Annotated in this window: 19 protein-coding genes; 11 read left to right on the forward strand and 8 right to left on the reverse strand. The window is 45.8% G+C overall.

Annotated features, from left to right (window positions below; translation table 11 throughout):
- Positions 1–14: 14 nt before the first annotated feature.
- The gene (locus tag AB9P05_RS10030) at positions 15–308 is read left to right on the forward strand and encodes a DUF4834 family protein (RefSeq protein WP_371908691.1); all 294 of its coding nucleotides are present in this window, start codon (positions 15–17) and stop codon (positions 306–308) included.
- A gap of 40 nt (positions 309–348) precedes the next feature.
- Here AB9P05_RS10030 and AB9P05_RS10035 read toward each other — a convergent pair whose 3' ends face one another.
- Entirely contained in the window at positions 349–543 is a 195-nt protein-coding gene (locus tag AB9P05_RS10035; RefSeq protein ID WP_371908692.1) for a hypothetical protein, read from the reverse strand.
- Positions 544–694: 151 nt separating this feature from the next.
- Between AB9P05_RS10035 and AB9P05_RS10040 the strand changes: the two genes are divergently transcribed.
- The 3 genes from AB9P05_RS10040 (at position 695) to tnpA (ending at position 3,263) form a co-directional block, all read left to right on the forward strand.
- Positions 695–1,753, forward strand: a complete 1,059-nt coding sequence (locus AB9P05_RS10040; protein ID WP_371908693.1) for a class I fructose-bisphosphate aldolase — start codon at positions 695–697, stop codon at positions 1,751–1,753.
- A 95-nt stretch (positions 1,754–1,848) separates the two neighbouring features.
- Positions 1,849–2,691 carry an acetyl-CoA carboxylase, carboxyltransferase subunit beta gene (gene accD / locus AB9P05_RS10045; protein ID WP_371908694.1) on the forward strand — a complete coding sequence of 281 codons (843 nt, stop codon included), beginning with the start codon at positions 1,849–1,851 and terminating at the stop codon, positions 2,689–2,691.
- 125 nt (positions 2,692–2,816) lie between these two features.
- Positions 2,817–3,263: an IS200/IS605 family transposase gene (gene tnpA / locus AB9P05_RS10050; RefSeq protein WP_371906921.1), complete on the forward strand. Its 447-nt coding sequence runs from the start codon at positions 2,817–2,819 to the stop codon at positions 3,261–3,263.
- A gap of 62 nt (positions 3,264–3,325) precedes the next feature.
- Here the strand turns inward: tnpA and AB9P05_RS10055 are convergent, their stop codons facing one another.
- Positions 3,326–3,838, reverse strand: coding sequence for a hypothetical protein (locus AB9P05_RS10055; protein ID WP_371908695.1), 513 nt, complete (start codon positions 3,836–3,838; stop codon positions 3,326–3,328).
- Between the two features lie 225 nt (positions 3,839–4,063).
- On the opposite strand from AB9P05_RS10055, the gene AB9P05_RS10060 reads away from it, so the two are divergent.
- The 4 genes from AB9P05_RS10060 (at position 4,064) to AB9P05_RS10075 (ending at position 8,388) form a co-directional block, all read left to right on the forward strand.
- Positions 4,064–5,050: a radical SAM protein gene (locus tag AB9P05_RS10060; protein ID WP_371908696.1), complete on the forward strand. Its 987-nt coding sequence runs from the start codon at positions 4,064–4,066 to the stop codon at positions 5,048–5,050.
- 179 nt (positions 5,051–5,229) lie between these two features.
- Positions 5,230–6,531: an NADH:ubiquinone reductase (Na(+)-transporting) subunit F gene (gene nqrF, locus AB9P05_RS10065; protein WP_371908697.1), complete on the forward strand. Its 1,302-nt coding sequence runs from the start codon at positions 5,230–5,232 to the stop codon at positions 6,529–6,531.
- A gap of 165 nt (positions 6,532–6,696) precedes the next feature.
- The gene (locus AB9P05_RS10070) at positions 6,697–7,887 is read left to right on the forward strand and encodes a formimidoylglutamase (RefSeq protein WP_371908698.1); all 1,191 of its coding nucleotides are present in this window, start codon (positions 6,697–6,699) and stop codon (positions 7,885–7,887) included.
- 111 nt (positions 7,888–7,998) lie between these two features.
- Positions 7,999–8,388: an RDD family protein gene (locus AB9P05_RS10075; RefSeq protein ID WP_371908699.1), complete on the forward strand. Its 390-nt coding sequence runs from the start codon at positions 7,999–8,001 to the stop codon at positions 8,386–8,388.
- A 43-nt stretch (positions 8,389–8,431) separates the two neighbouring features.
- On the opposite strand, the gene AB9P05_RS10080 is transcribed toward AB9P05_RS10075, so the two are convergent.
- A complete protein-coding gene (locus tag AB9P05_RS10080; protein WP_371908700.1) occupies positions 8,432–9,241 on the reverse strand; it encodes a toxin-antitoxin system YwqK family antitoxin in 810 nt (269 codons plus the stop codon).
- A 47-nt stretch (positions 9,242–9,288) separates the two neighbouring features.
- Positions 9,289–9,753, reverse strand: coding sequence for an NUDIX domain-containing protein (locus tag AB9P05_RS10085; RefSeq protein WP_371908701.1), 465 nt, complete (start codon positions 9,751–9,753; stop codon positions 9,289–9,291).
- A gap of 50 nt (positions 9,754–9,803) precedes the next feature.
- On the opposite strand from AB9P05_RS10085, the gene AB9P05_RS10090 reads away from it, so the two are divergent.
- A complete protein-coding gene (locus AB9P05_RS10090) occupies positions 9,804–10,286 on the forward strand; it encodes a hypothetical protein (protein ID WP_371908702.1) in 483 nt (160 codons plus the stop codon).
- A 2-nt stretch (positions 10,287–10,288) separates the two neighbouring features.
- Here AB9P05_RS10090 and AB9P05_RS10095 read toward each other — a convergent pair whose 3' ends face one another.
- The 3 genes from AB9P05_RS10095 to AB9P05_RS10105 all read right to left on the reverse strand — a co-directional run bounded on the left by AB9P05_RS10095 (position 10,289) and on the right by AB9P05_RS10105 (position 15,942).
- Complete coding sequence (locus AB9P05_RS10095) at positions 10,289–13,984, reverse strand: BamA/TamA family outer membrane protein (RefSeq protein ID WP_371908703.1); 3,696 nt, start codon at positions 13,982–13,984, stop codon at positions 10,289–10,291.
- A 114-nt stretch (positions 13,985–14,098) separates the two neighbouring features.
- Positions 14,099–15,373 carry a hypothetical protein gene (locus AB9P05_RS10100; protein WP_371908704.1) on the reverse strand — a complete coding sequence of 425 codons (1,275 nt, stop codon included), beginning with the start codon at positions 15,371–15,373 and terminating at the stop codon, positions 14,099–14,101.
- Positions 15,364–15,942 carry a redoxin domain-containing protein gene (locus tag AB9P05_RS10105; RefSeq protein WP_371908705.1) on the reverse strand — a complete coding sequence of 193 codons (579 nt, stop codon included), beginning with the start codon at positions 15,940–15,942 and terminating at the stop codon, positions 15,364–15,366. The genes AB9P05_RS10100 and AB9P05_RS10105 overlap by 10 nt, the downstream gene beginning before the upstream one ends.
- Positions 15,943–16,097: 155 nt before the next feature.
- On the opposite strand from AB9P05_RS10105, the gene AB9P05_RS10110 reads away from it, so the two are divergent.
- On the forward strand, positions 16,098–16,247 hold the full coding sequence (locus tag AB9P05_RS10110; RefSeq protein WP_371908706.1) for a pinensin family lanthipeptide: 150 nt from the start codon (positions 16,098–16,100) through the stop codon (positions 16,245–16,247).
- An 87-nt stretch (positions 16,248–16,334) separates the two neighbouring features.
- Here the strand turns inward: AB9P05_RS10110 and AB9P05_RS10115 are convergent, their stop codons facing one another.
- A complete protein-coding gene (locus tag AB9P05_RS10115) occupies positions 16,335–17,129 on the reverse strand; it encodes an SDR family NAD(P)-dependent oxidoreductase (RefSeq protein WP_371908707.1) in 795 nt (264 codons plus the stop codon).
- A gap of 182 nt (positions 17,130–17,311) precedes the next feature.
- Between AB9P05_RS10115 and AB9P05_RS10120 the strand changes: the two genes are divergently transcribed.
- Positions 17,312–18,415, forward strand: a complete 1,104-nt coding sequence (locus AB9P05_RS10120) for a hypothetical protein (protein ID WP_371908708.1) — start codon at positions 17,312–17,314, stop codon at positions 18,413–18,415.
- The last annotated feature ends 57 nt before the right edge of the window (positions 18,416–18,472 follow it).

An 18,472-nucleotide genomic window follows, 5' to 3' on the forward strand; every position in this document is an offset into this window, starting at 1 on the left:
AAATCCTTTAAAAAATGTTCAAATTCCTAATCATATTTCTGATTGTTATCTATGCTGTTTATAAGCTCAGCGGCTTTTTTATGAGAATGCTTTTTAGTTCACTGGGAAATAGTGCGCGTGATAATTTCGGGCATTATCAGCAAAGAGCAAACCGGCAGCAAAAGGCAAATGAGCAAAAACATACTAGACCTATGGGAGGGAATGTAAACATTGACTACATCCCTGAACAAGAGAAGAGAAAGGGAAAACCGTCTGGAAACGGCTATAAGGGCGGTGAGTATGTAGATTACGAAGAGATTAAGGATTAAAATAAGAAAAGGAGGCTGCTGCCTCCTTTTTATTTGAATACTAGTAACGTTTGTTCCGTTTGTTTTTTGTCCTGGGTTTTTTGGTCTTATTCACCACCTTGTTGTGATTAACCGCCGTGTAGTCATGATAGGCCTGCTGGCTCTGTGTAACATACACAGGCGGGTTACAACCGGTAGCCAGAAAGAAGCTGGCAACGGAAAAAGTGAGTAACATCTTTTTGATCAGGTTTTTCATATCCTCCTAAATTAGATAAAACATAAAGGTAGCCCCCCGGCCTGCCAAAAGCCTGACTTTACCCAACCATCCTTTACACATGTAGTTAAATAGTACGAATTGAAATTTATCGTATCTTTACACTTCTTTAGTACCAAATCAAGAAATCTGCATGGCATACGAAAAAATCGTAGAACTACTCGGAAACGATGCTGAGTCACTTTTACAACACACGTGTAATACGGTTGACAAGAGTCAGTTACACCTTCCTAACCCTGACTTTGTTGATCAGATTTTTGGATTAAGCAACCGCAGCCCACAGGTGCTCAAAAGCCTCGCTTCCCTGTTTAATCATGGCAGGTTGGCCGGATCAGGTTTTCTCTCAATTCTACCTGTTGATCAGGGGATAGAGCACACCGCCGGTGCTTCATTTGCTCCTAATCCACTTTACTTCGATCCTGAAAACATTATCAAACTGGCTATAGAAGGTGGTTGTAATGCGGTAGCCACTACATTTGGTGGTCTGTCTCTTCTTTCCAGAAAGTACGCTCACAAGATCCCTTTTGTGGTGAAAATTAACCACAATGAGCTAATGACATATCCTAACAAGCATGACCAAATCATGTTCGGATCTGTGGATGAAGCCTGGGAGCTGGGTGCTACAGCTGTAGGTGCCACTATTTATTTTGGTGCTGAGGAATCTAACCGCCAGCTAATTGAAGTAGCAGAGGCTTTCGAGCGTGCTCATGAATTGGGTATGGCTACAATCCTGTGGTGCTACACGCGTAACAGTGGCTTTAAGAAGGACGGCACTGACTATCACGTAGCGGCTGACCTTACCGGACAGGCAAACCATCTGGGAGTAACTATCCAGGCTGATATTATCAAGCAAAAGCTTCCTGAAAACAATGGCGGTTTTAAAAACATCGGCTTTGCTAAGCAGCACCCTTCTATGTACGATAAGCTTTCTTCTGATCACCCAATTGATCTTTGTCGCTACCAAGTAGTAAACTGCTACATGGGACGTGCAGGTCTTATTAACTCAGGGGGAGCTTCCAGCGGAGAGTCTGACCTTGCTGAGGCAGTGAAAACAGCGGTTATAAATAAACGTGCTGGTGGTATGGGGCTTATCTCCGGACGCAAGGCATTCCAGCGTCCAATGGAAGAAGGCGCTGAACTTCTCCGTGCTATCCAGGATGTATACCTTGAAAATAAAATCACGGTAGCCTGATAAAATTTGCCGGGGCTTATGCCCCGGCATCATTTTGCGGAAGCGATGATAAATTCTTATTGTTTCCGGTGAACAATTAAAACCCGCTTTACAATATGGCTTGGTTTAAACGGCAGGATAAAGGAATACAAACCCCTACTGAGAATAAAAGGGAAGCGCCTGATGGGCTTTGGTATAAAACACCTAGTGGGAAAATTATACATATGCGTGAGCTTCGTAATAACGCATATGTGTGCCCCGATGATGATTATCATGTCCGAATAGGCAGTAAAGAATATTTCGAAATAATCTTTGATAACAACGAATTCACGGAGCTGGATGAGAATATGTCATCAGCTGATCCCCTTAATTTTGTTGACAGTAAACCCTATCCTGAGAGGACTAAAGCAAGTCAGAAGAAAACTGAGCTCAAAGACGCTGTTCGTACCGCATCAGGAAAAATGAACGGTGTGGAGGTCACGGTAGCCTGTATGGATTTCAGCTTTATTGGAGGTTCTATGGGGTCTGTGGTTGGTGAAAAAATTGCCAGGGCTATTGATCACTCCAGAGAAAACAATATCCCTTTTCTAATGATCTCCAAATCTGGTGGGGCCCGCATGATGGAGGCAGGCTTTTCACTAATGCAAATGGCGAAGACCTCGGCAAAATTGCACTTACTATCAGAGGCTAAGGTCCCCTTTATTTCACTGCTTACGGATCCTACCACAGGCGGTGTAACAGCTTCTTTTGCTATGCTGGGTGACTTTAACATTGCCGAACCCGGTGCATTAATAGGTTTTGCAGGACCAAGGGTAATTCGTGAAACGATCGGTAAAGATTTGCCTAAAGGTTTTCAGAGCGCAGAATTTCTTCTAGAGCATGGCTTCCTGGATTTTATTGTGGATAGGAGAAATTTGAAAAACAGGCTTACTACATTATTAAAAATGCTTCAAAACTAGCAAGCATTTAATATCCTTGAGAAAGGCTGCCCTAGACCCGGGGTGGCCTTTATTAATCGAATTAAAACCACCGTCTTAGACGGTGGTCATGTTTGAGGGCTATGCCAGTAGGGGTATATTGTGGAATGAGCAAGTATCGTAAGCTATCGCATAGCTTTTACTATTGTGTCTATCATGTAGTATGGACCCCGAAGTACCGCCACCGTATACTTCGTGATATTGTTGCAGATACGTTGGAGAATAAGATAAAGACGATATGTGAATGGAAGGAGGTCAAGGTAGAAGAGTTGAACATTCAGCCAGATCACGTTCATTTGGTATGTAGTATACCTCCGAAACTTAGTGTATCAGACTTCATGGGTATTCTCAAGGGTAAGACAGCGATCATGATGTTTAAGAACTTCAAGAGTCTTCGCAGAAAACCCTATTGGGGCAATCATTTTTGGTCACGAGGCTATTTTGTAAGTACGGTAGGCATAGATGAAGAAAAGATAAAGCGGTATGTTAAGTATCAGGAGAAGGAAGATAAGAAAGAGGATGGGGATATAGATATCCCGCTATTCGATAACTGACTATCCCCCTTTGGGGGTAATAACCATTGAAAACCCCCTCCTTTGGTGGGGGTAATTTATTTTTACAGGTTTAGCAAGTCAATAACAGTAAAGGAGACGCCAAGAATTACCAAAGCGTAGATCCCATGTCCGATCATCAGTGCAAAGGCAGACTTAAGTAAGGCCCAGCCCAGCTTATGCCCACTCATCAGACCTAAGACAGGAAGTATATAAATCGCTTCAAGAATGAAAGGCAAAAAGTAAGCTTGAGGAAAGAAAAATGTAATTGGGATGCATAGGGCTGAAAATAACAGCATCTGACCTGAAATATACAGGCACAGCTTCCACCAGTACCTCTGTCCGAAAGGTTTCCCCCCAAAAAAGACCCGGTAAGCCATTCCGGTAATAATGGCAAACATGGCCAGAAATGTCCAGAAATGCCTTACCAGGAAGTACCCGGCACGCTTGATAGTTCTGATGCCCGGATTATCAGAAGGAGGTTCACCGGAAATAGCTACAGTATTTTCCAGGGGGTCATACCCGGTTAGCACCCTGGTCAGGAAATAAATCAGAAAGCAAATAAGAAAATAGCTCACCGGGCCTCGCCAGGAAGGGACTAACCCCGGTAATTGGCTCCGTAGCGTTGAGACTGGCCGTACTGTAAGGGCCAACGGAAGGGCTGGTAGTGGGAGTGGACTCGCCTTTTCGGTTTGCTCATTCATGCTATTGATAAAAACAGAAAGCTGGTTTTTGTTGCCATTTATCATTCAATAATACCCTGCAGGTTTGTCAGAGGAAACCAAAAAACCTTATTTTGAGCTATGAGGCTGATACGTCACCCCATCTTATGCAATTATTATGTGACATACCGGTGCAATGCCAAGTGTGGTTTTTGCGACATATGGGAGCGCCCGAGCCCATACATTACCCTTGAGACGGCTGAAAGTAACTTCAGGGATCTGAAAAAGCTAGGGGTTAAGGTAATTGACTTTACCGGAGGTGAACCTTTGCTACACCGCCGTATAGATGAATTGCTTCAGCTTGCCAAAGAATTCGGTTTTATTACAACTCTGACCACGAATGGATTACTATATCCGAAATGGGCCTCGCGTATAAAAGGAAAAGTAGACATGCTGCATTTCTCGCTTGATTCTTCTGAGCGGGAGAAGCATGACGAAATGCGTGGAGTGGCTTGTTATGATAAGGTCCTTGAGTCAATTCGTATAGCCAGGGATCTTGGTGAGCGGCCAGACATTTTATTTACTGTTTTTGAGGATAATCTGGACGAAATAGAGGAGGTATATCAGGAGATCACCCTGCCGGATAACCTGATACTTATTCTGAATCCGGTTTTTGGGTACAATGATGTAACGACAGGCAGCAGCCTCAGTAACGATACCCTTAAATCACTGATTAAATGGAGTCGTAAAAAGCTTGTGTACCTTAATGAAGGGTTTATTGCGCTAAGAAGGGACGGAGGCAATCATGTAGACCGGCCGGTTTGCAAAGCCGCAAGCACCACTCTGGTAATTTCACCTGAGAATAAGCTCGTACTACCATGTTATCATCTTGGTGAAAAGGAATTCCCCATTGATAATCAGCTGTTTGATCTATACCATAGCCCTGAAGTTCAGAAGGTTGTTGCTTTAGAAGGTCGCATGCCGGCTTGTGAAGGGTGTGTAATCAATTGCTATATGCAGCCGTCATTTGCAGTAGAGGTAAACAGGTACTTCTGGAAAGCCTTAAGAAGTACGCTGAAATACAATCTGACAAAGGGTACCTACAAAAGCCTGAGGATTAGAGGATAAAAATCTTTGGCGAGTCAACTTTTTTTGCCTCTCTTGTGTTTAAAAATGGGTTTATCCGTATGTCGTCCAACGATTTAGGGTGTAATAAAATTTATCCTTCTCAACTTATGGTTTTGCCTATTTGTGGATATATTTGTGACCCAATTTGACACGTAGTGTAAAATAAAACGAGTAATTCGATGACCACAGTTGTAACATCGGCAATAATCGCCTTTACACTGATCATCATCCTGTTGGTTTTGGTACTGCTATTTGCGCAGTCCAAATTAGTACAGCAGGGCGATGTGAAGATTTTTGTAAATGGAGATAAAGACAACCCGATCATTGCCTCAGCCGGCTCCAGCCTGCTTTCAACGCTCTCTACTAAAAGCATTTTCCTTCCTTCTGCCTGTGGTGGCGGTGGTACCTGCGCCATGTGTAAGTGCGTGGTAGAAGATGGCGGTGGAGACGTTCTTCCTACAGAGGTCGGGCACCTGAGCCGTTCAGAACAAAAAAGTAATGTGCGCCTGAGCTGCCAGGTTAAGGTAAAGGAGGACATGCACATTCGGATACCTGAAGAGATATTCGGGATCAAGAAGTGGGACTGCGAAGTGGTATCGAACTACAACGTGTCTACCTTCATTAAGGAGTTTGTAGTGAGACTTCCCGAGGGCGAAACCCTGGACTTTCAGTCAGGTGGATACATTCAGATAGACGTTCCTCCCATCACTGTTAATTTCAAGGACATCGACATCACTCCTCACCCTGACCTGGGCCACAAGCAGGAAGTATATAAGGGTGACTGGGACAACTTCGGTATGTGGGATCTGGTAATGAAGAATGATGAGCTCATCTTCCGTGCCTACTCAATGGCTAATCACCCTGCCGAAGGAGATATTATTATGCTGAATATTCGTATTGCGACTCCCCCGTGGGACCGCGCTGCCGGTAAGTTTATGGATGTAAATCCTGGTATTTGCTCATCTTACGTATTCAGCCGCAAAAAAGGTGATAAAGTAACTATTTCGGGGCCTTATGGTGAGTTCTTCATCAACCCTACTGACCGCGAAATGATCTACATTGGTGGTGGTGCCGGTATGGCTCCATTACGTTCGCATATCTTCCACTTATTCCATACTGAGAAGAGTGACCGGAAGGTTAGTTACTGGTATGGTGGTCGTTCTAAGCGCGAGCTTTTCTATGTGGATCACTTCCGTAATATTGAAAAGGACTTCCCTAACTTCCAGTTCCATATCGGCCTTTCCGAGCCCCTTGAGGAAGACAACTGGAAGGTGAAAAATAGCCTTGAGGATAGTGGAGATGGATATGTAGGCTTTATTCACCAGGTGTTGTATGATAACTACCTGAAGAATCATCCGGAGCCTGAAGAAATTGAGTACTACCTTTGCGGACCTCCGTTGATGAACGCGGCTGTGCTCAAGATGCTTGACGACTTGGGTGTACCCCCTGAAAACATTCGATTTGACGACTTCGGTGGTTAATTCTCCGAAGCCAGATATAATTAAGGCTGTCTTACAAAGTAGGGCAGCCTTTCTTTTTGTGCTGCGGGATAAAAAAATAGCCCCCCTTTAGCAGTCTATTTCTGATTTGCCTAGAGAAATTGAAGCCGTCGCCGCTTCACTTATCGATAATTACTATTTTTGGATATGGACTTAAAGATATTTTTCTCGTCGATACCAGAAGAATCATTCAGGGACAATCGGAGTGCTTCTAATTTGCTTAAGTACGTCAAGGTGAATTTCGGACAAATGCCGGATTACCGTGAGGCAGACATTGCCCTAATTGGCATAGGCCTGCCTTATGAGTCGGAAGAGGGTGGCCTCTCTTCTGACAATGAGTACAACGAAAAGCCTGCCGCAGAAGCCTCTATGGCCATTCGTAAGCAGCTTTATGCCCTTAAAAAAGGCGTAGGGCCTTATAAGGTAGTAGACCTTGGTAATATTCGTCCGGGAATGGATGAGGAAGATACAACTATGCGTCTCAAGGAAGTTTGCGCCGCCTTATTGTCAGAAAATACCATGCCGGTAATCCTGGGGGGGAGCCATGCCTATACTTACGGGCAGTACGCGGCCTATGAAGATATAGAGAAACTGGTGAGTGTCCTGTGTGTAGACAGTATTCTTGATATGGAAGAGGATGGCCAGGCTCCTCTCTCCCGTAAGCATGTGCAGAAGCTATTACTGCATGAGCCTAATTACCTTTTTAATTTCACCCTGTTGGCCTACCAGGCGTACCTGACCGACCCCGCGGCCCTTACGGTATTAGAGAAGCTCTACTTTGAGTGCTTCCGGATAGGGTATCTGAGGCAGCATCTTCAGGAAATGGAGCCCGTAGTTCGCAATGCAGATATGCTTTCATTCGATGCGGCTGCAATAAGGATAGGGGATGCTCCCGGCTGCGCAGACGCACAGCCCTTTGGTATGACAGGAGAAGAGGCTTGCCAGGTAGCATGGTATGCGGGCACCAATGATAAATTAAGTTCCGCTGGCTTTTATGGATATGAAGCTGAACTGGATGATGATCGCTCATCTACCGCAAAGCTTATTGCTGTTATGGTGTGGTACTTCATTGAAGGATATTACCACCGAAAAGATAGCGAGGACTTTCGTTCAAACGATTACCTTAAGTATGTGGTAAGTATGCCCAGTGAGCCGGAAACCCTTACTTTCTTTAAGAGTAAGAAAAGCGATAAGTGGTGGATGGAAGTACCTCACCCTGATCAGGCAGGGCGATTTGCCAGGAACAGGATGGTGCCATGCAGCTATACCGATTATGAGAAGGCTTCAAAAGGTGAAGTGCCGGACAGGTGGCTGAACACCTACGCGAAGCTGGTATGAGCCGGACTGGATTCTCATGGCAGTATGGCGTATATTGAGAATATAGCGTCAGGCAAACCTAAAATGCCTGCTTAACGTTATCAATATGCAATAACCTAAATGACACATTTTATGACAACCCAATCTGTAAATCCGACTATATATGCGCAGGTAGGGCCAAGTCTTCTTGGAGGCTATTCGGCTCGTCTGGCTGCTACTTTAATTGATGTTGCCATTGCTCTCATGTTGAGTGTGATACCTTTGCTTGGCGTAGCATATTTTCTGCTTCGTGATGCTCTTCCTTTCTTTGACGGCCAAAGTGTAGGAAAGTATGTCATGAATATAAGAGTGATAGAAGAGTCTACCCGCGGGTCAGTTAAGGGTAATTACAAAGCCAGTATACTCAGAAACGTCCCTCTTATCATACCCATTTTCCAGTTCTTGGATGCCTTTTTGGTATTTAGTTCTAATCGCAAGCGTTTAGGGGATAACTGGGGTGGCACAGTTGTGATAAAGGCCTGATATTAAGATGATATTATAAAAGCCCGGTCATGCCGGTTTTTTTTTAGTTTTGGATGCTTACAGGCAGTTCTTTCTGCACAACATAGGGGTTACCCATGCTTGTTTCAGCCACCGCCACAATATTCAATGTCTCGTTGACCTGTGTGCCCGGGGGCAGGGTGATTTCCAATAGCCCCTTCTCTTTTTCCGGAGTTTCCAGCATGATCATGCCATTGTGAAAGTATTTACCATCTATGAGCTGGCCATAATAAAAGGTAGCATCGCGCCCTTTTTCAGATAACTCTACTTCTATCAGGTAGCGGTTTTCCGAAGCCAGCTTATTGATCCTATCGAAAAGCAATTCCGGGTATTCAGTTTTAGCCTTACCGCTTACATAGAACTCCTGCGTACCTATACCTGGGTGTCCGTTTTTATAAGGAATTTTAGCTTTTACTTTTCCATTTGCACGGTAAATAGTCATCATGCCATCTTTGCGGTCATTCTGGTATTCCGTTTCGCGAAATAGGCCGCCTTTTTCATAGTACATTTTAGCTGTGCCATGGCGCATACCACTCTTATATTCGATGCTTGCGCGCATATTGCCATTATCATACCATTGCTCAGCCAGGCCATCCTTCACGCCATAGCGGTACCTGATCTTTGATTTTACCGTTCCGTCTGCACGTTTTTTGATACGAACGACTGGCTTACCGGCGTCTTTTTCCTCCGGAGGTGGTGCCGGTGCTTCTTGTTCCGGTACCTCGATAAAGAGGGATCTAAGGCTTTTCATGTCCTTATCTGAACAGGCGGTGCCGGATAGGAGCACAAAACCGAGTATTAGGATAGAGATGGGGTGCTTAAGACGAAGTATCATTCCTCAAAAATACTTTTTTAGCATGTATTTCCCATGGGCTCAACAGGCTAATCACCTTTTAGGGTATTTATTAGTCTCTCAATCAGTTCAGTTTGTGCGGCGTTAATGTACTCTTTAGGTGCTTCAGGAGTAAACCACCTGGCCTGATCTACCTCAGGAAATGATTGCTTTTTTCCGGACCGCGGAGGCCACTCCATTTCAAAGGTATCAGCGGGTAGGCCGCTCTCCGGATTCCAGTCCCCTCCGGCGGCCCAGGCATGCACAGTCTTGCCTCCTTTCTGTTTTATCTGCCCCAGCGGAATGAGATTATCATGTACTTCTATACCAGTCTCTTCTTTTAACTCTCTAGTGGCGGTGTCCTGAAGTTTCTCGTCCTCTTCCGGCTCCCCTTTAGGAATTGTCCACCAGCCCTTATCCTTATTTTTAAAAAAGGGGCCGCCCGGATGAACCAGCAGAAATTCGATAGATTTACCTTTTTTCCTGTAAAGGAGAATACCGGCGGAAATTGTCATAAGTGAAATGATTTACTAGCTGCGGGCGTTACTTTAATAAAATACTAGGCATGAGGCTATTTAGTTTTTTCGGATTGGTAATGGTTACCCTTGTTTTTGCCGGCTGCTCAGATGATGACGGCGGTCCTATACCAACAGACGGCATCACTGGAGAAGGGATTGTCTATCGGCTCAATCCAGGGGAAGGCAGCAATGCTTCTGGAACCGTTAGCTTTTACAGACTGACTAACGGTTTGGTAAGGGTAACGATAGGGCTTGAAAATACAGTACCCGGCGGCGAGCATCCGGCGCATCTGCATTACGGCAGCGCATCGCTGGACAATACACTGATGGCGGCTATGCTCAATCCGGTAGATGGTGACACGGGTATCAGCACGACAGACGTGGATGTATTGGCGGATGATTCTGACTTCACATTTGATGATCTACTAGCTTTTGACGGTCATGTAAAAGTACATTTGGATGCCGGCGCCGGCTATACTACCATACTTGCCGTTGGAGATATAGGTGCTAATGCCGTGCCGGTAAATTAGGTCTAGAACTGGAAGCCAAATTTCACTAAAGGCAATACATCCTCCTCTGAGGCACCTATCATGGCTGAAATGACCACCTGGCCTATCGGAGAGACGAATATACCTCCTCCGTATCCTGTATGCCACTTGTCTGAAGATTCACCGTCGAACCAGACACGGCCTACATCATGAAAGGCGAGTATGCCTAGCTGACCCGGGAAAAGGTAGGTTTGAAAATTCAGCAGGTGAATACGAACCTCCGTATTATTATATGCCATGGAACCTCCGTAAAAGCGGGTCATCCGGTAGCCACGTAGATTTTCCGTACCGCCCAGTTTTTGTGCCTGGAAAAACGGGAAATCACCCAGGGTCACCCCACCGCCAAAGCGTGTGGCAAAGGTAAATGGGAATGGCTTGCGGAAGGTGTTGTAGAACCTGAGATCACCTTGTAACACGCCATAATCATTACTAAGGTCATTGATACCTGTCATGGCCCGGCCCTCAATATTGAAATAGATGCCTCTTTTAGGGATTATTTCATCATCACGCAAATCCAGTTCGTAGTGGCCACTAATACCTCCATAGTTCCGGTTACTAAAAAGGCTGGGCTCGAGTTCATCGTTCTCGGCCATTTCTGCAATAAAGCGACCTCCTGTATTTTCCAGCTCTATGCCTTCATACATAGGACCGGCACTAATTTCGCTAAAGCCGAAGCGCTTGCGGAGTTCCACGCCGATATCCCACCACTCGTAGCGGACACGGTAATAGTTTATGCCATTTGCGTCTTCTTCATTTACCGCCTCGTTGCCTAAGCCAAAAAAGTTGTTAACAAATCTCGGAGCACGGATATTGGCCCTGGCCACAAGGTCTAACGACGCGACGGTTTGGTTGAACTCACCTTTGTACCGGATGTTGAACGACCCGGTATTAAGCGCATAGTTTGTCGTAAATTTATTTCTGCTGGCGTAGGGCTCTCGTCTGAAACCATGTTTCGTATACATCGCTCCCCCACCCAGAAATATCCCATCGTCAGGGTTATACTCTATGGAAACAAGTGGTATGAGCTGGTCATAGCGAAACGCCTTGCGGTCGTACGCATTTACGTCGAGACGATCACTCGTGCGGTCCTTGGTATCACTGTTCTTTACGATGTAATTGTCCTCGTTGGTATCATACACCTTGGTTTTGCGAACCCACCCGCGAACATTGCTATCCACTATCACGGTATCTGTATCGGCACCGCCTATTACCCGAATCAGAATGCCATCTTTTGCATCTCCTTTTATATCGAAGCGGTCTTCGCCTTCCAGTCCAAAGAGCCTGATCTCATCTGTTTCATCAGTAAAAAACGTACGGTCATACAGAAGCTTATCGGTAGTGCCTTCGTCTTTTTTTCGTTTGTATATTCTGACTCTGGTACGGTCGTCATCCAGGCGATCCACCATATAGTGCTCATGCTTATCGCTACCGGGTATGTCTACTCCTTTGGCGAGAAAAGAATAATGCTCAAGGGCATTACCTTTTAGATTATCTCTACGGCTTTTGAGCTTAGCTACTATTTCCTCACCGGAAAGCTCATAGATTTCTTTTGGCCAGGACTTAATAGCCTGTTCAATAGACTCATCAGTAAGGCGGCGCTGCAAGGTGTCAGATATAGCGACCCAGTCTTCTTTCTCCAATTGGTTTAGAAAGGTACGATCAAAGTAGCGGGCATTATACATAAACCCCGGAGGGTAGCGCATCTCGTAGTCAAAGCCTTCTATTTTAGGCATTGCCCATTTACGGCTGGCCAGCTTAGGTATAAACCCCTCATTTACAAAAAATACCTGGTCTCGATCTCGGGGAACAGGTATGTAGTGTTTTCCTTTACCATCATTGTCATACTCTGCCCATCGCCACTGGTCATCGTGCCGGTCCCAGTCTCCTATGATCATATCAAAGAGGCGGGCTCTGAGTACTTCATCCTGCACTACATAATTATCGCTATCGTCTTTCAGGTCCTCTATTACAGAACGGGTACTTAGCAGCTCTTCGCTATATCCGAAACTTGCCTGGTCCGACCAGTCTTCATCGGGCCGCTCTTCATAAAGTACCAGGGTGTTTGCAAAATCTTTACGGTAAGGCCCTAAGAGTGGATCATCGGGAAGAAAAACCACACTGGGGTTGGTGTGCAACACCCCTGCTGCATCAGCTAGCGGAGGCAGCACTATGGCTCCGTAGGGGTGAGAGGCGCTGATCTGGTCCTGTACGATATCGGCGGCAAAGGTCTTTCGTAAGGGGGCAGGTATAGCATTCTCAGGGTATTTTTCTATGCTGCGGAGTACATACTGTTTTTCATCATCAGCTTCCAGCCGCAGACTCTTGGTTTGCTGCCCACCACCACGCTTTACTATTTCCAGGCCACCTTTTTCCTTGGAGATATCAAATACCGGGACTTTTACAGGCTGTTGCCACTCCTTCCGGTAGTTATCGCCCATGAGCCACTTTCTGAAACTATTGGCTGCGTATTGCCCGCTGGCGGCTACTATGACCGTACTGTCAGAGTAGTCCAGGTTTCTGGAACCCTCGGAAAGGTCGGCTGCTGCCGATGTGTCTATCGCCTTATTAAATATGATTTCGTCATAAATGGCCTTTTCGTTATTAATGCTGTGGAACTCAAGTTTTACATCACCATTTCCGAAGAAATCCAGCCTGGCAAAACCATTTTGATTAGCCAGAAATTTTCCCCCTTCGCGCATCACTGTAGCGGTCTTAGCGCCAGACCCGCTTACAATGTAGTGCACGCTATCTTCCAGGTAGTACTGCAGCATATGCTCATGGCCTGCCGCATGTATAGTGTTCGGATAGCTGTTAAGTAAGCTTACAAACGCATTGCGTACCTGTGAATAGCGCGGGTTAGGCATGTCCTGAATGTCACCCAGCAAACTACGGTACAGGGGATATATTGAGCCTATAAGAGGGAGGGGGATGTAGAGGTTATCATCCAGGTCGGTCAGAGGAAATATGTGTTGCTTCCATGTGGTATGTCCACCGTGTGGTCCGGCACTGAAAAACGGGTGGTGGGTGGCCAGTACTACTTTCTTATCCTGGTTACGCTCCAGTATGTCCTGTACCTGTGTCAGAACCTCATCCAGATCTGTGTATTCACAGCCATCCTCTTTGGTGGGTACTGTGTTTTTATGTAGAAAGTACTGCGTATCTACTACGATAAGTACTATGTTTTCAGAGAGGTATTTCACTATCGGACCGGGGCAGCCATCATTAGGGATAAAGGCCTCTTCATTTTCCAGATAAGACTCTACCAGGCGTTCCTGGTTTCTTACGCGGTTCAGGCCATTTTCCTTACCCTGTCGCCAATCATGGTTACCGGGGATAAAGTAGATTTGGCCGGCATACCCTTCGAGCAGGTCTAACTGCAAGGTGATCTTTTGTGATTCTATCTCATAGAGAGGGTCATTTTCATCCGGAAGGCCATAGGGGTAAATGTTGTCTCCAAGGTAAACAACCGCGCTGTGCTTACCGGATTGGAGTAGCTGGCCGCGCAATTTTTCCAGGTTTTCTCTGGCTCCTGGTAAGGTGGGGGCTCCCGTATCGCCGATCAGGAATAAACTAAAAGTGAGGCTATCCGTGCTGTTTTGAGCTTTGGTCTGCCGTAATCCGGCTAATAGCATGAGGCCTGACAGTGCCAGGGTAAAAATCAATCGGTACGTAAAGTTCATGAGCATGTAGCTAAAAACCACCCTGAGCGATCTTGGTTTGCATAGTATGGGTGGGTTTATTAAAAAGTTTTCCCGGAGGATAAAGTAATTACGGTGCTCAGGCTTCTTTGTTTCCTATAGCTCTATGTCTTCGTCCCCTTCCTGGTAGGGTACATATTGCATGATTAGCTCAAACATTTCGTCTTTAGTACCCCATCCATAACCTACATCCACGGGGGGGTAGCTAGGGTTACGAGGGTTTTCTTCCGTATTATCAAATGTGGCTTCGGCATAGATCACCGAACCTTTTGGTATGCGCAGCATCTTGTGAAACTGGTAGGTCATTTGCCAGTTAAAGTCCCAGTCATCTATTTTTAGTAATGGGATCACTTCAGAATCCGGTGTGATGGCAAAGGCTCTGAAGGACTTACCCAGCAGGTGCATATGAGGTAGCAGGTTGATTAAACTTATGTCTTTTCTGATCACCGGAGACCGCATATAGAATGTTTGTTTACTTCCCGCCGGTATTATCAGGGGCCCATTTGTAATATCAGATTCTTTGAGAATATAGGTTTTGGCAAACCGCTCAGGTTTTTCATCTGAGAGATAAAATGCCACCCGGGCATTATCAGTCTCATCCACCGGGGTGGGAGAGTAGTGTACGTTCATCACCAGGTCACTGCCGGCCGGTAACTTTTTGGCTATACCTTCAGGGTACATCACAGGGAAGTTGCCCGGTACCCAACCATGATAGAAGTAGTCGTAGAGGGTAATGGTGCTATTCTCAAATACGCTTTCTTCTCCTATTTCTATGCCGTCATCTTCCCGAATGGTATTGGTCGTATCGATCATCATTCGTGAGTGATGGGTATAGCGGCGGTTGCCGGGCAGGTAGTCTATGCCCTTTACATATACCTCTTTCTCCAGGTCTGTAGGCATAACAAAAACGCGAAAGTGCTCCTGATTATCGCCTGGGATAGTGAAGGGTTTGTTCATAGGCACTACCAGATCCGGCTCCGGGTAACTTTCGGCCAGGTTATCCAATGCAGGCCGGTCTACAGGCGTACCGCGTTTTTTGCCCTGGGCCACCCAGGCACTTATCTTATCAATATCTTCCTGGTTCAGGATGCGCTCATTTTTAAACGAACGAAACTCCGGGTCTGCAAACCAGGGCGGCATATAGCGGGTCTCCACCGCATGCTTGATAAAGTCTGCCCGCTTGATCACATCCTGAAAGCTGGTAAGAGGAAAGGGGGCCGCCTGACCCTGGCGGTGGCAGGGTACACAATTTTTAATAATAATAGGCTCGATGTCCTTATGGTAAGTAAGGGCCTCTTCCTGTGCGACTGCGGAAAGGCTGGCCGTGAGTAGCGTAAGGCATGTAAGGATGCCACTGATCTTTATTTGCATACGCTGTTCCGTTCGATAAGGCACCCTACCGGTTGGGTGCGTACCGTTTCAATGATCTCTCCGTTAAGGTAAGCCGAAATAGCCTCGTCCAGATAGTGGCGGGTGGTATGGTTGCGGTACTTGCCCAGCGCATAATACCAGTTATCTATTTTGCCACGATAAAGGGCAGTCATCTCATTATCAAAAAGGAATACTTCCGGCGTAGTAGTGGCGTCCAGCATTTCGACCATTTTGTTGCCTTCATCCCGCATAGTCTCAAACTCCACACCATACTTTTCCTTAAAGGCTTCTATATCTGCTGGCTCATCCCAACCCGTGAAAATGCCCGTAAAGTGTATTTGCGGATATTTTTCATTCAGCCTATTTAGTTTAGGAATATACTTCTGGCTGATGGGGCATTCTGAAAACAGGAACACATATACCTCTCCGGCAGGCTTTTCTGCCGGCACGGCGGCAGAAAATGCCAGGCAAGCAACGCTGATCAGCAGCAGCGAGAGAAAACGTCTCAGATATACCATCATCGTATTTGGGTCTATGTCAAAAATAAGGCCAAATGCTGAGAATTTCAATCTGTTAGTGCGCTGATGAGAACAGGCGGATCAATGATTAATTTTCAGTGGAATAATTATGAAAACAAATTGACACTAGTAAATTGGGGGTTGACTTATGGAGGGACCTGAAAATCCAGTAATAGAGTAGGGGGCTTTTTTAATTATTATCAATTATGAAAAAGAAATTGAACATCGAGAAACTTAAAGTTGAAAGCTTTGTATGTGACGTGCAGCCAGAGCAGAAGAATGAAGTAAAAGGTGGAGAGTCAGCCTGGTGCGTTACGTTCAACTACTACACACAGTGTATGTGCAACCACCATTAATTAATAAAGCCCCTGTTAATAAAGCAGGGGCTTCTGTTTCAAATGCCCGTCACCCGGTTTTGCCGGGGCATATCCTTGTATCTTACCTCAGATAATTGACGTCACTATTCCGCCTTCGGCTTTTATGGCAGCGCCGTTAGTAGCCGCAGAAAGCGGACTGGCAAAATAGGCCACTGTATTAGCAATTTCATCTACCTCTATAAAGCGCTGCAGCAGAGAGTTAGGGCGGTTAGTAGTAAAGAAGTCTTGTTCAGCCTCTTCTACTGACATATCCTGTGACTCGGCTACTTCTTCAATAAACTTCTTCACTCCACGAGACCGGGTAGGGCCGGGCAACACCGAGTTTACGGTAATGTTCGTGCCCTTGGCTAGCTGTGCAAGTCCGCGGCTAATCGCCAATTGTGCAGTCTTGGTCATGCTATAGTGTATCATTTCTTCGGCTATAGCAATGCCTGATTCGCTACTGATAAAAATGATGCGCCCTTCATTTCGCTCCAGCATCTTAGGGAATACAGCCCGGCAAAGCCTGATACCGCTCATTACATTTACGTCAAAAAACCTGTACCAATCCTCATCAGGGATATCGGCAAAGTCTTTCGGCTGAAAAATACCTGCATTATTCACCAGGATATCAATATCAGGAAGCCGCTCAATTAGCCCGCCTACCTGTACCGCATTAGAGAAATCAGCAGGAATACCAGAAATCTGCGCTTTAGCCACCTCCCTTTTCAACTTCTCTATGGCCTCATCTACGCTTTCCTGGGAGCGGCCATTAATAACTACTTCAGCTCCTTCTATCAGGAGTCTTTTTGCGATAGCGTACCCTATACCTGCCGTAGATCCGCTCACGAAGGCGGTTTTACCAGTTAGCTGTAAATCCATTTCTAAAAAATATTGATAGTGTCTTCCTGTTTACGGAGTGGTCCCGGCGGGGTTTAAATGGCCGGAGAGGAGGTTGGCTTATGGTAAATGACGCCGGGGCTTTTTATGGCCATTTATAGTCATTTTTCGGTTACCTAACCTATGTTTTCCGATAAAGGGAAAAAACCCCAAATCAATTGACCATGAAGTATTTAAGAATAATTGTCTTCTTGCTTATTTCTATTTTGGCAATTGTCCAAAGCTGTAACAAAGAAGAGGTGGAACAATCAGGTGGAGGCAGTTTGCCGGATGAAATACAGGAAATTTTTGACCCGGAAGAATGCACCTGCCTTGAAACCTTCGATAACCTGCCATTTTCAAAGTGGTCAGCAGGCGATACGATTACAGGCCTTTCCTGTCTTGAAGCTATCTCTGTAAAACACTTTCAGTTTACCGACGGAAGCTGGACCAGTGGCGGGCTGGCACAAACATGGAATGCAGCCCCTGTCAATATGAGTGGCCGTGCCATGTTTACCGGCAATACCACCCTGCACTTTAATCTGCCTTGTACAGTAGATGGCTTGTGCATCAAAGTAGCGGATTACGGAGGAAATATTAACCTGAGAATCAATGGTGACTTTGTAAACGTCCCCGACTTTAATAATGTAGACGGGCAGGTTATCGGCAATACGCAGGTAACCATTACCTATGATAGCAGTGGTGACCCCGCTGTGCTTTGTCTCACTGGAGCCATATATGAATTTGCCCTGGGCGGCCAGGAGCTTTTTATCGATGATCTTTGCCTTGGGCCTTGTATGGAGGATGAATGCACATGTCGTGAAAGTTTCGACCGTCAGGACTACGGTCCTTATAAGGTGGGAGATGGCTTTGCCCTGGAGGAGTGCGAAGGAGCAGTAGCGTTCGATAAGTTTGAGTTTAGTAACGGAACGGTGTATGCAAAAGGCCAGGCTACCATGCAGACCCCTGCTGCACCCCATATGAGCGGCCAGGTGATGCAACTTAATAATATCAATGCCTACTTTAATCTTCCCTGTACGGTAGACGGACTGTGTATCGATGTGGCCGACTTCGGAGGCAATGAGAACCTCGAAGTAAATGGTGATTTTATCAATTTCAGTCAGTTCTCATCTATCGACGGACAACAACTAGGAGGTACTACGATCAATATTGTATATGATAGTAATGGAAACCCTATCAGATTATGTATAGATGGTCCCGTGAAGGAATTCATGATTGGGGGGCAGGAGCTTCAGGTGGACAGCCTGTGCCCAGGACCCTGTTTATAGTACGAATAGTCTGCATAGGTATAAACGGGGCTACTCAGGTGGCTCCGTTTTTTATAT

It is taken from the genome of Roseivirga sp. BDSF3-8 (genome assembly GCF_041449215.1).
GTDB lineage: Bacteria > Bacteroidota > Bacteroidia > Cytophagales > Cyclobacteriaceae > JBGNFV01.

Bases quoted from the DNA above. Each gene is read 5' to 3' on its own strand.
- AB9P05_RS10095 (WP_371908703.1), bottom strand. From the start codon at position 13,984: ATGAACTTTACGTACCGATTGATTTTTACCCTGGCACTGTCAGGCCTC.
- AB9P05_RS10110 (WP_371908706.1), top strand. From the start codon at position 16,098: ATGAAAAAGAAATTGAACATCGAGAAACTTAAAGTTGAAAGCTTTGTA.
- AB9P05_RS10115 (WP_371908707.1), bottom strand. From the start codon at position 17,129: ATGGATTTACAGCTAACTGGTAAAACCGCCTTCGTGAGCGGATCTACG.
- AB9P05_RS10090 (WP_371908702.1), top strand. From the start codon at position 9,804: ATGAGGCTATTTAGTTTTTTCGGATTGGTAATGGTTACCCTTGTTTTT.
- nqrF (WP_371908697.1), top strand. From the start codon at position 5,230: ATGACCACAGTTGTAACATCGGCAATAATCGCCTTTACACTGATCATC.
- AB9P05_RS10060 (WP_371908696.1), top strand. From the start codon at position 4,064: ATGAGGCTGATACGTCACCCCATCTTATGCAATTATTATGTGACATAC.
- AB9P05_RS10035 (WP_371908692.1), bottom strand. From the start codon at position 543: ATGAAAAACCTGATCAAAAAGATGTTACTCACTTTTTCCGTTGCCAGC.
- tnpA (WP_371906921.1), top strand. From the start codon at position 2,817: ATGAGCAAGTATCGTAAGCTATCGCATAGCTTTTACTATTGTGTCTAT.
- AB9P05_RS10040 (WP_371908693.1), top strand. From the start codon at position 695: ATGGCATACGAAAAAATCGTAGAACTACTCGGAAACGATGCTGAGTCA.
- AB9P05_RS10085 (WP_371908701.1), bottom strand. From the start codon at position 9,753: ATGACAATTTCCGCCGGTATTCTCCTTTACAGGAAAAAAGGTAAATCT.
- accD (WP_371908694.1), top strand. From the start codon at position 1,849: ATGGCTTGGTTTAAACGGCAGGATAAAGGAATACAAACCCCTACTGAG.
- AB9P05_RS10030 (WP_371908691.1), top strand. From the start codon at position 15: ATGTTCAAATTCCTAATCATATTTCTGATTGTTATCTATGCTGTTTAT.
- AB9P05_RS10070 (WP_371908698.1), top strand. From the start codon at position 6,697: ATGGACTTAAAGATATTTTTCTCGTCGATACCAGAAGAATCATTCAGG.
- AB9P05_RS10080 (WP_371908700.1), bottom strand. From the start codon at position 9,241: ATGATACTTCGTCTTAAGCACCCCATCTCTATCCTAATACTCGGTTTT.
- AB9P05_RS10075 (WP_371908699.1), top strand. From the start codon at position 7,999: ATGACAACCCAATCTGTAAATCCGACTATATATGCGCAGGTAGGGCCA.
- AB9P05_RS10100 (WP_371908704.1), bottom strand. From the start codon at position 15,373: ATGCAAATAAAGATCAGTGGCATCCTTACATGCCTTACGCTACTCACG.
- AB9P05_RS10120 (WP_371908708.1), top strand. From the start codon at position 17,312: ATGAAGTATTTAAGAATAATTGTCTTCTTGCTTATTTCTATTTTGGCA.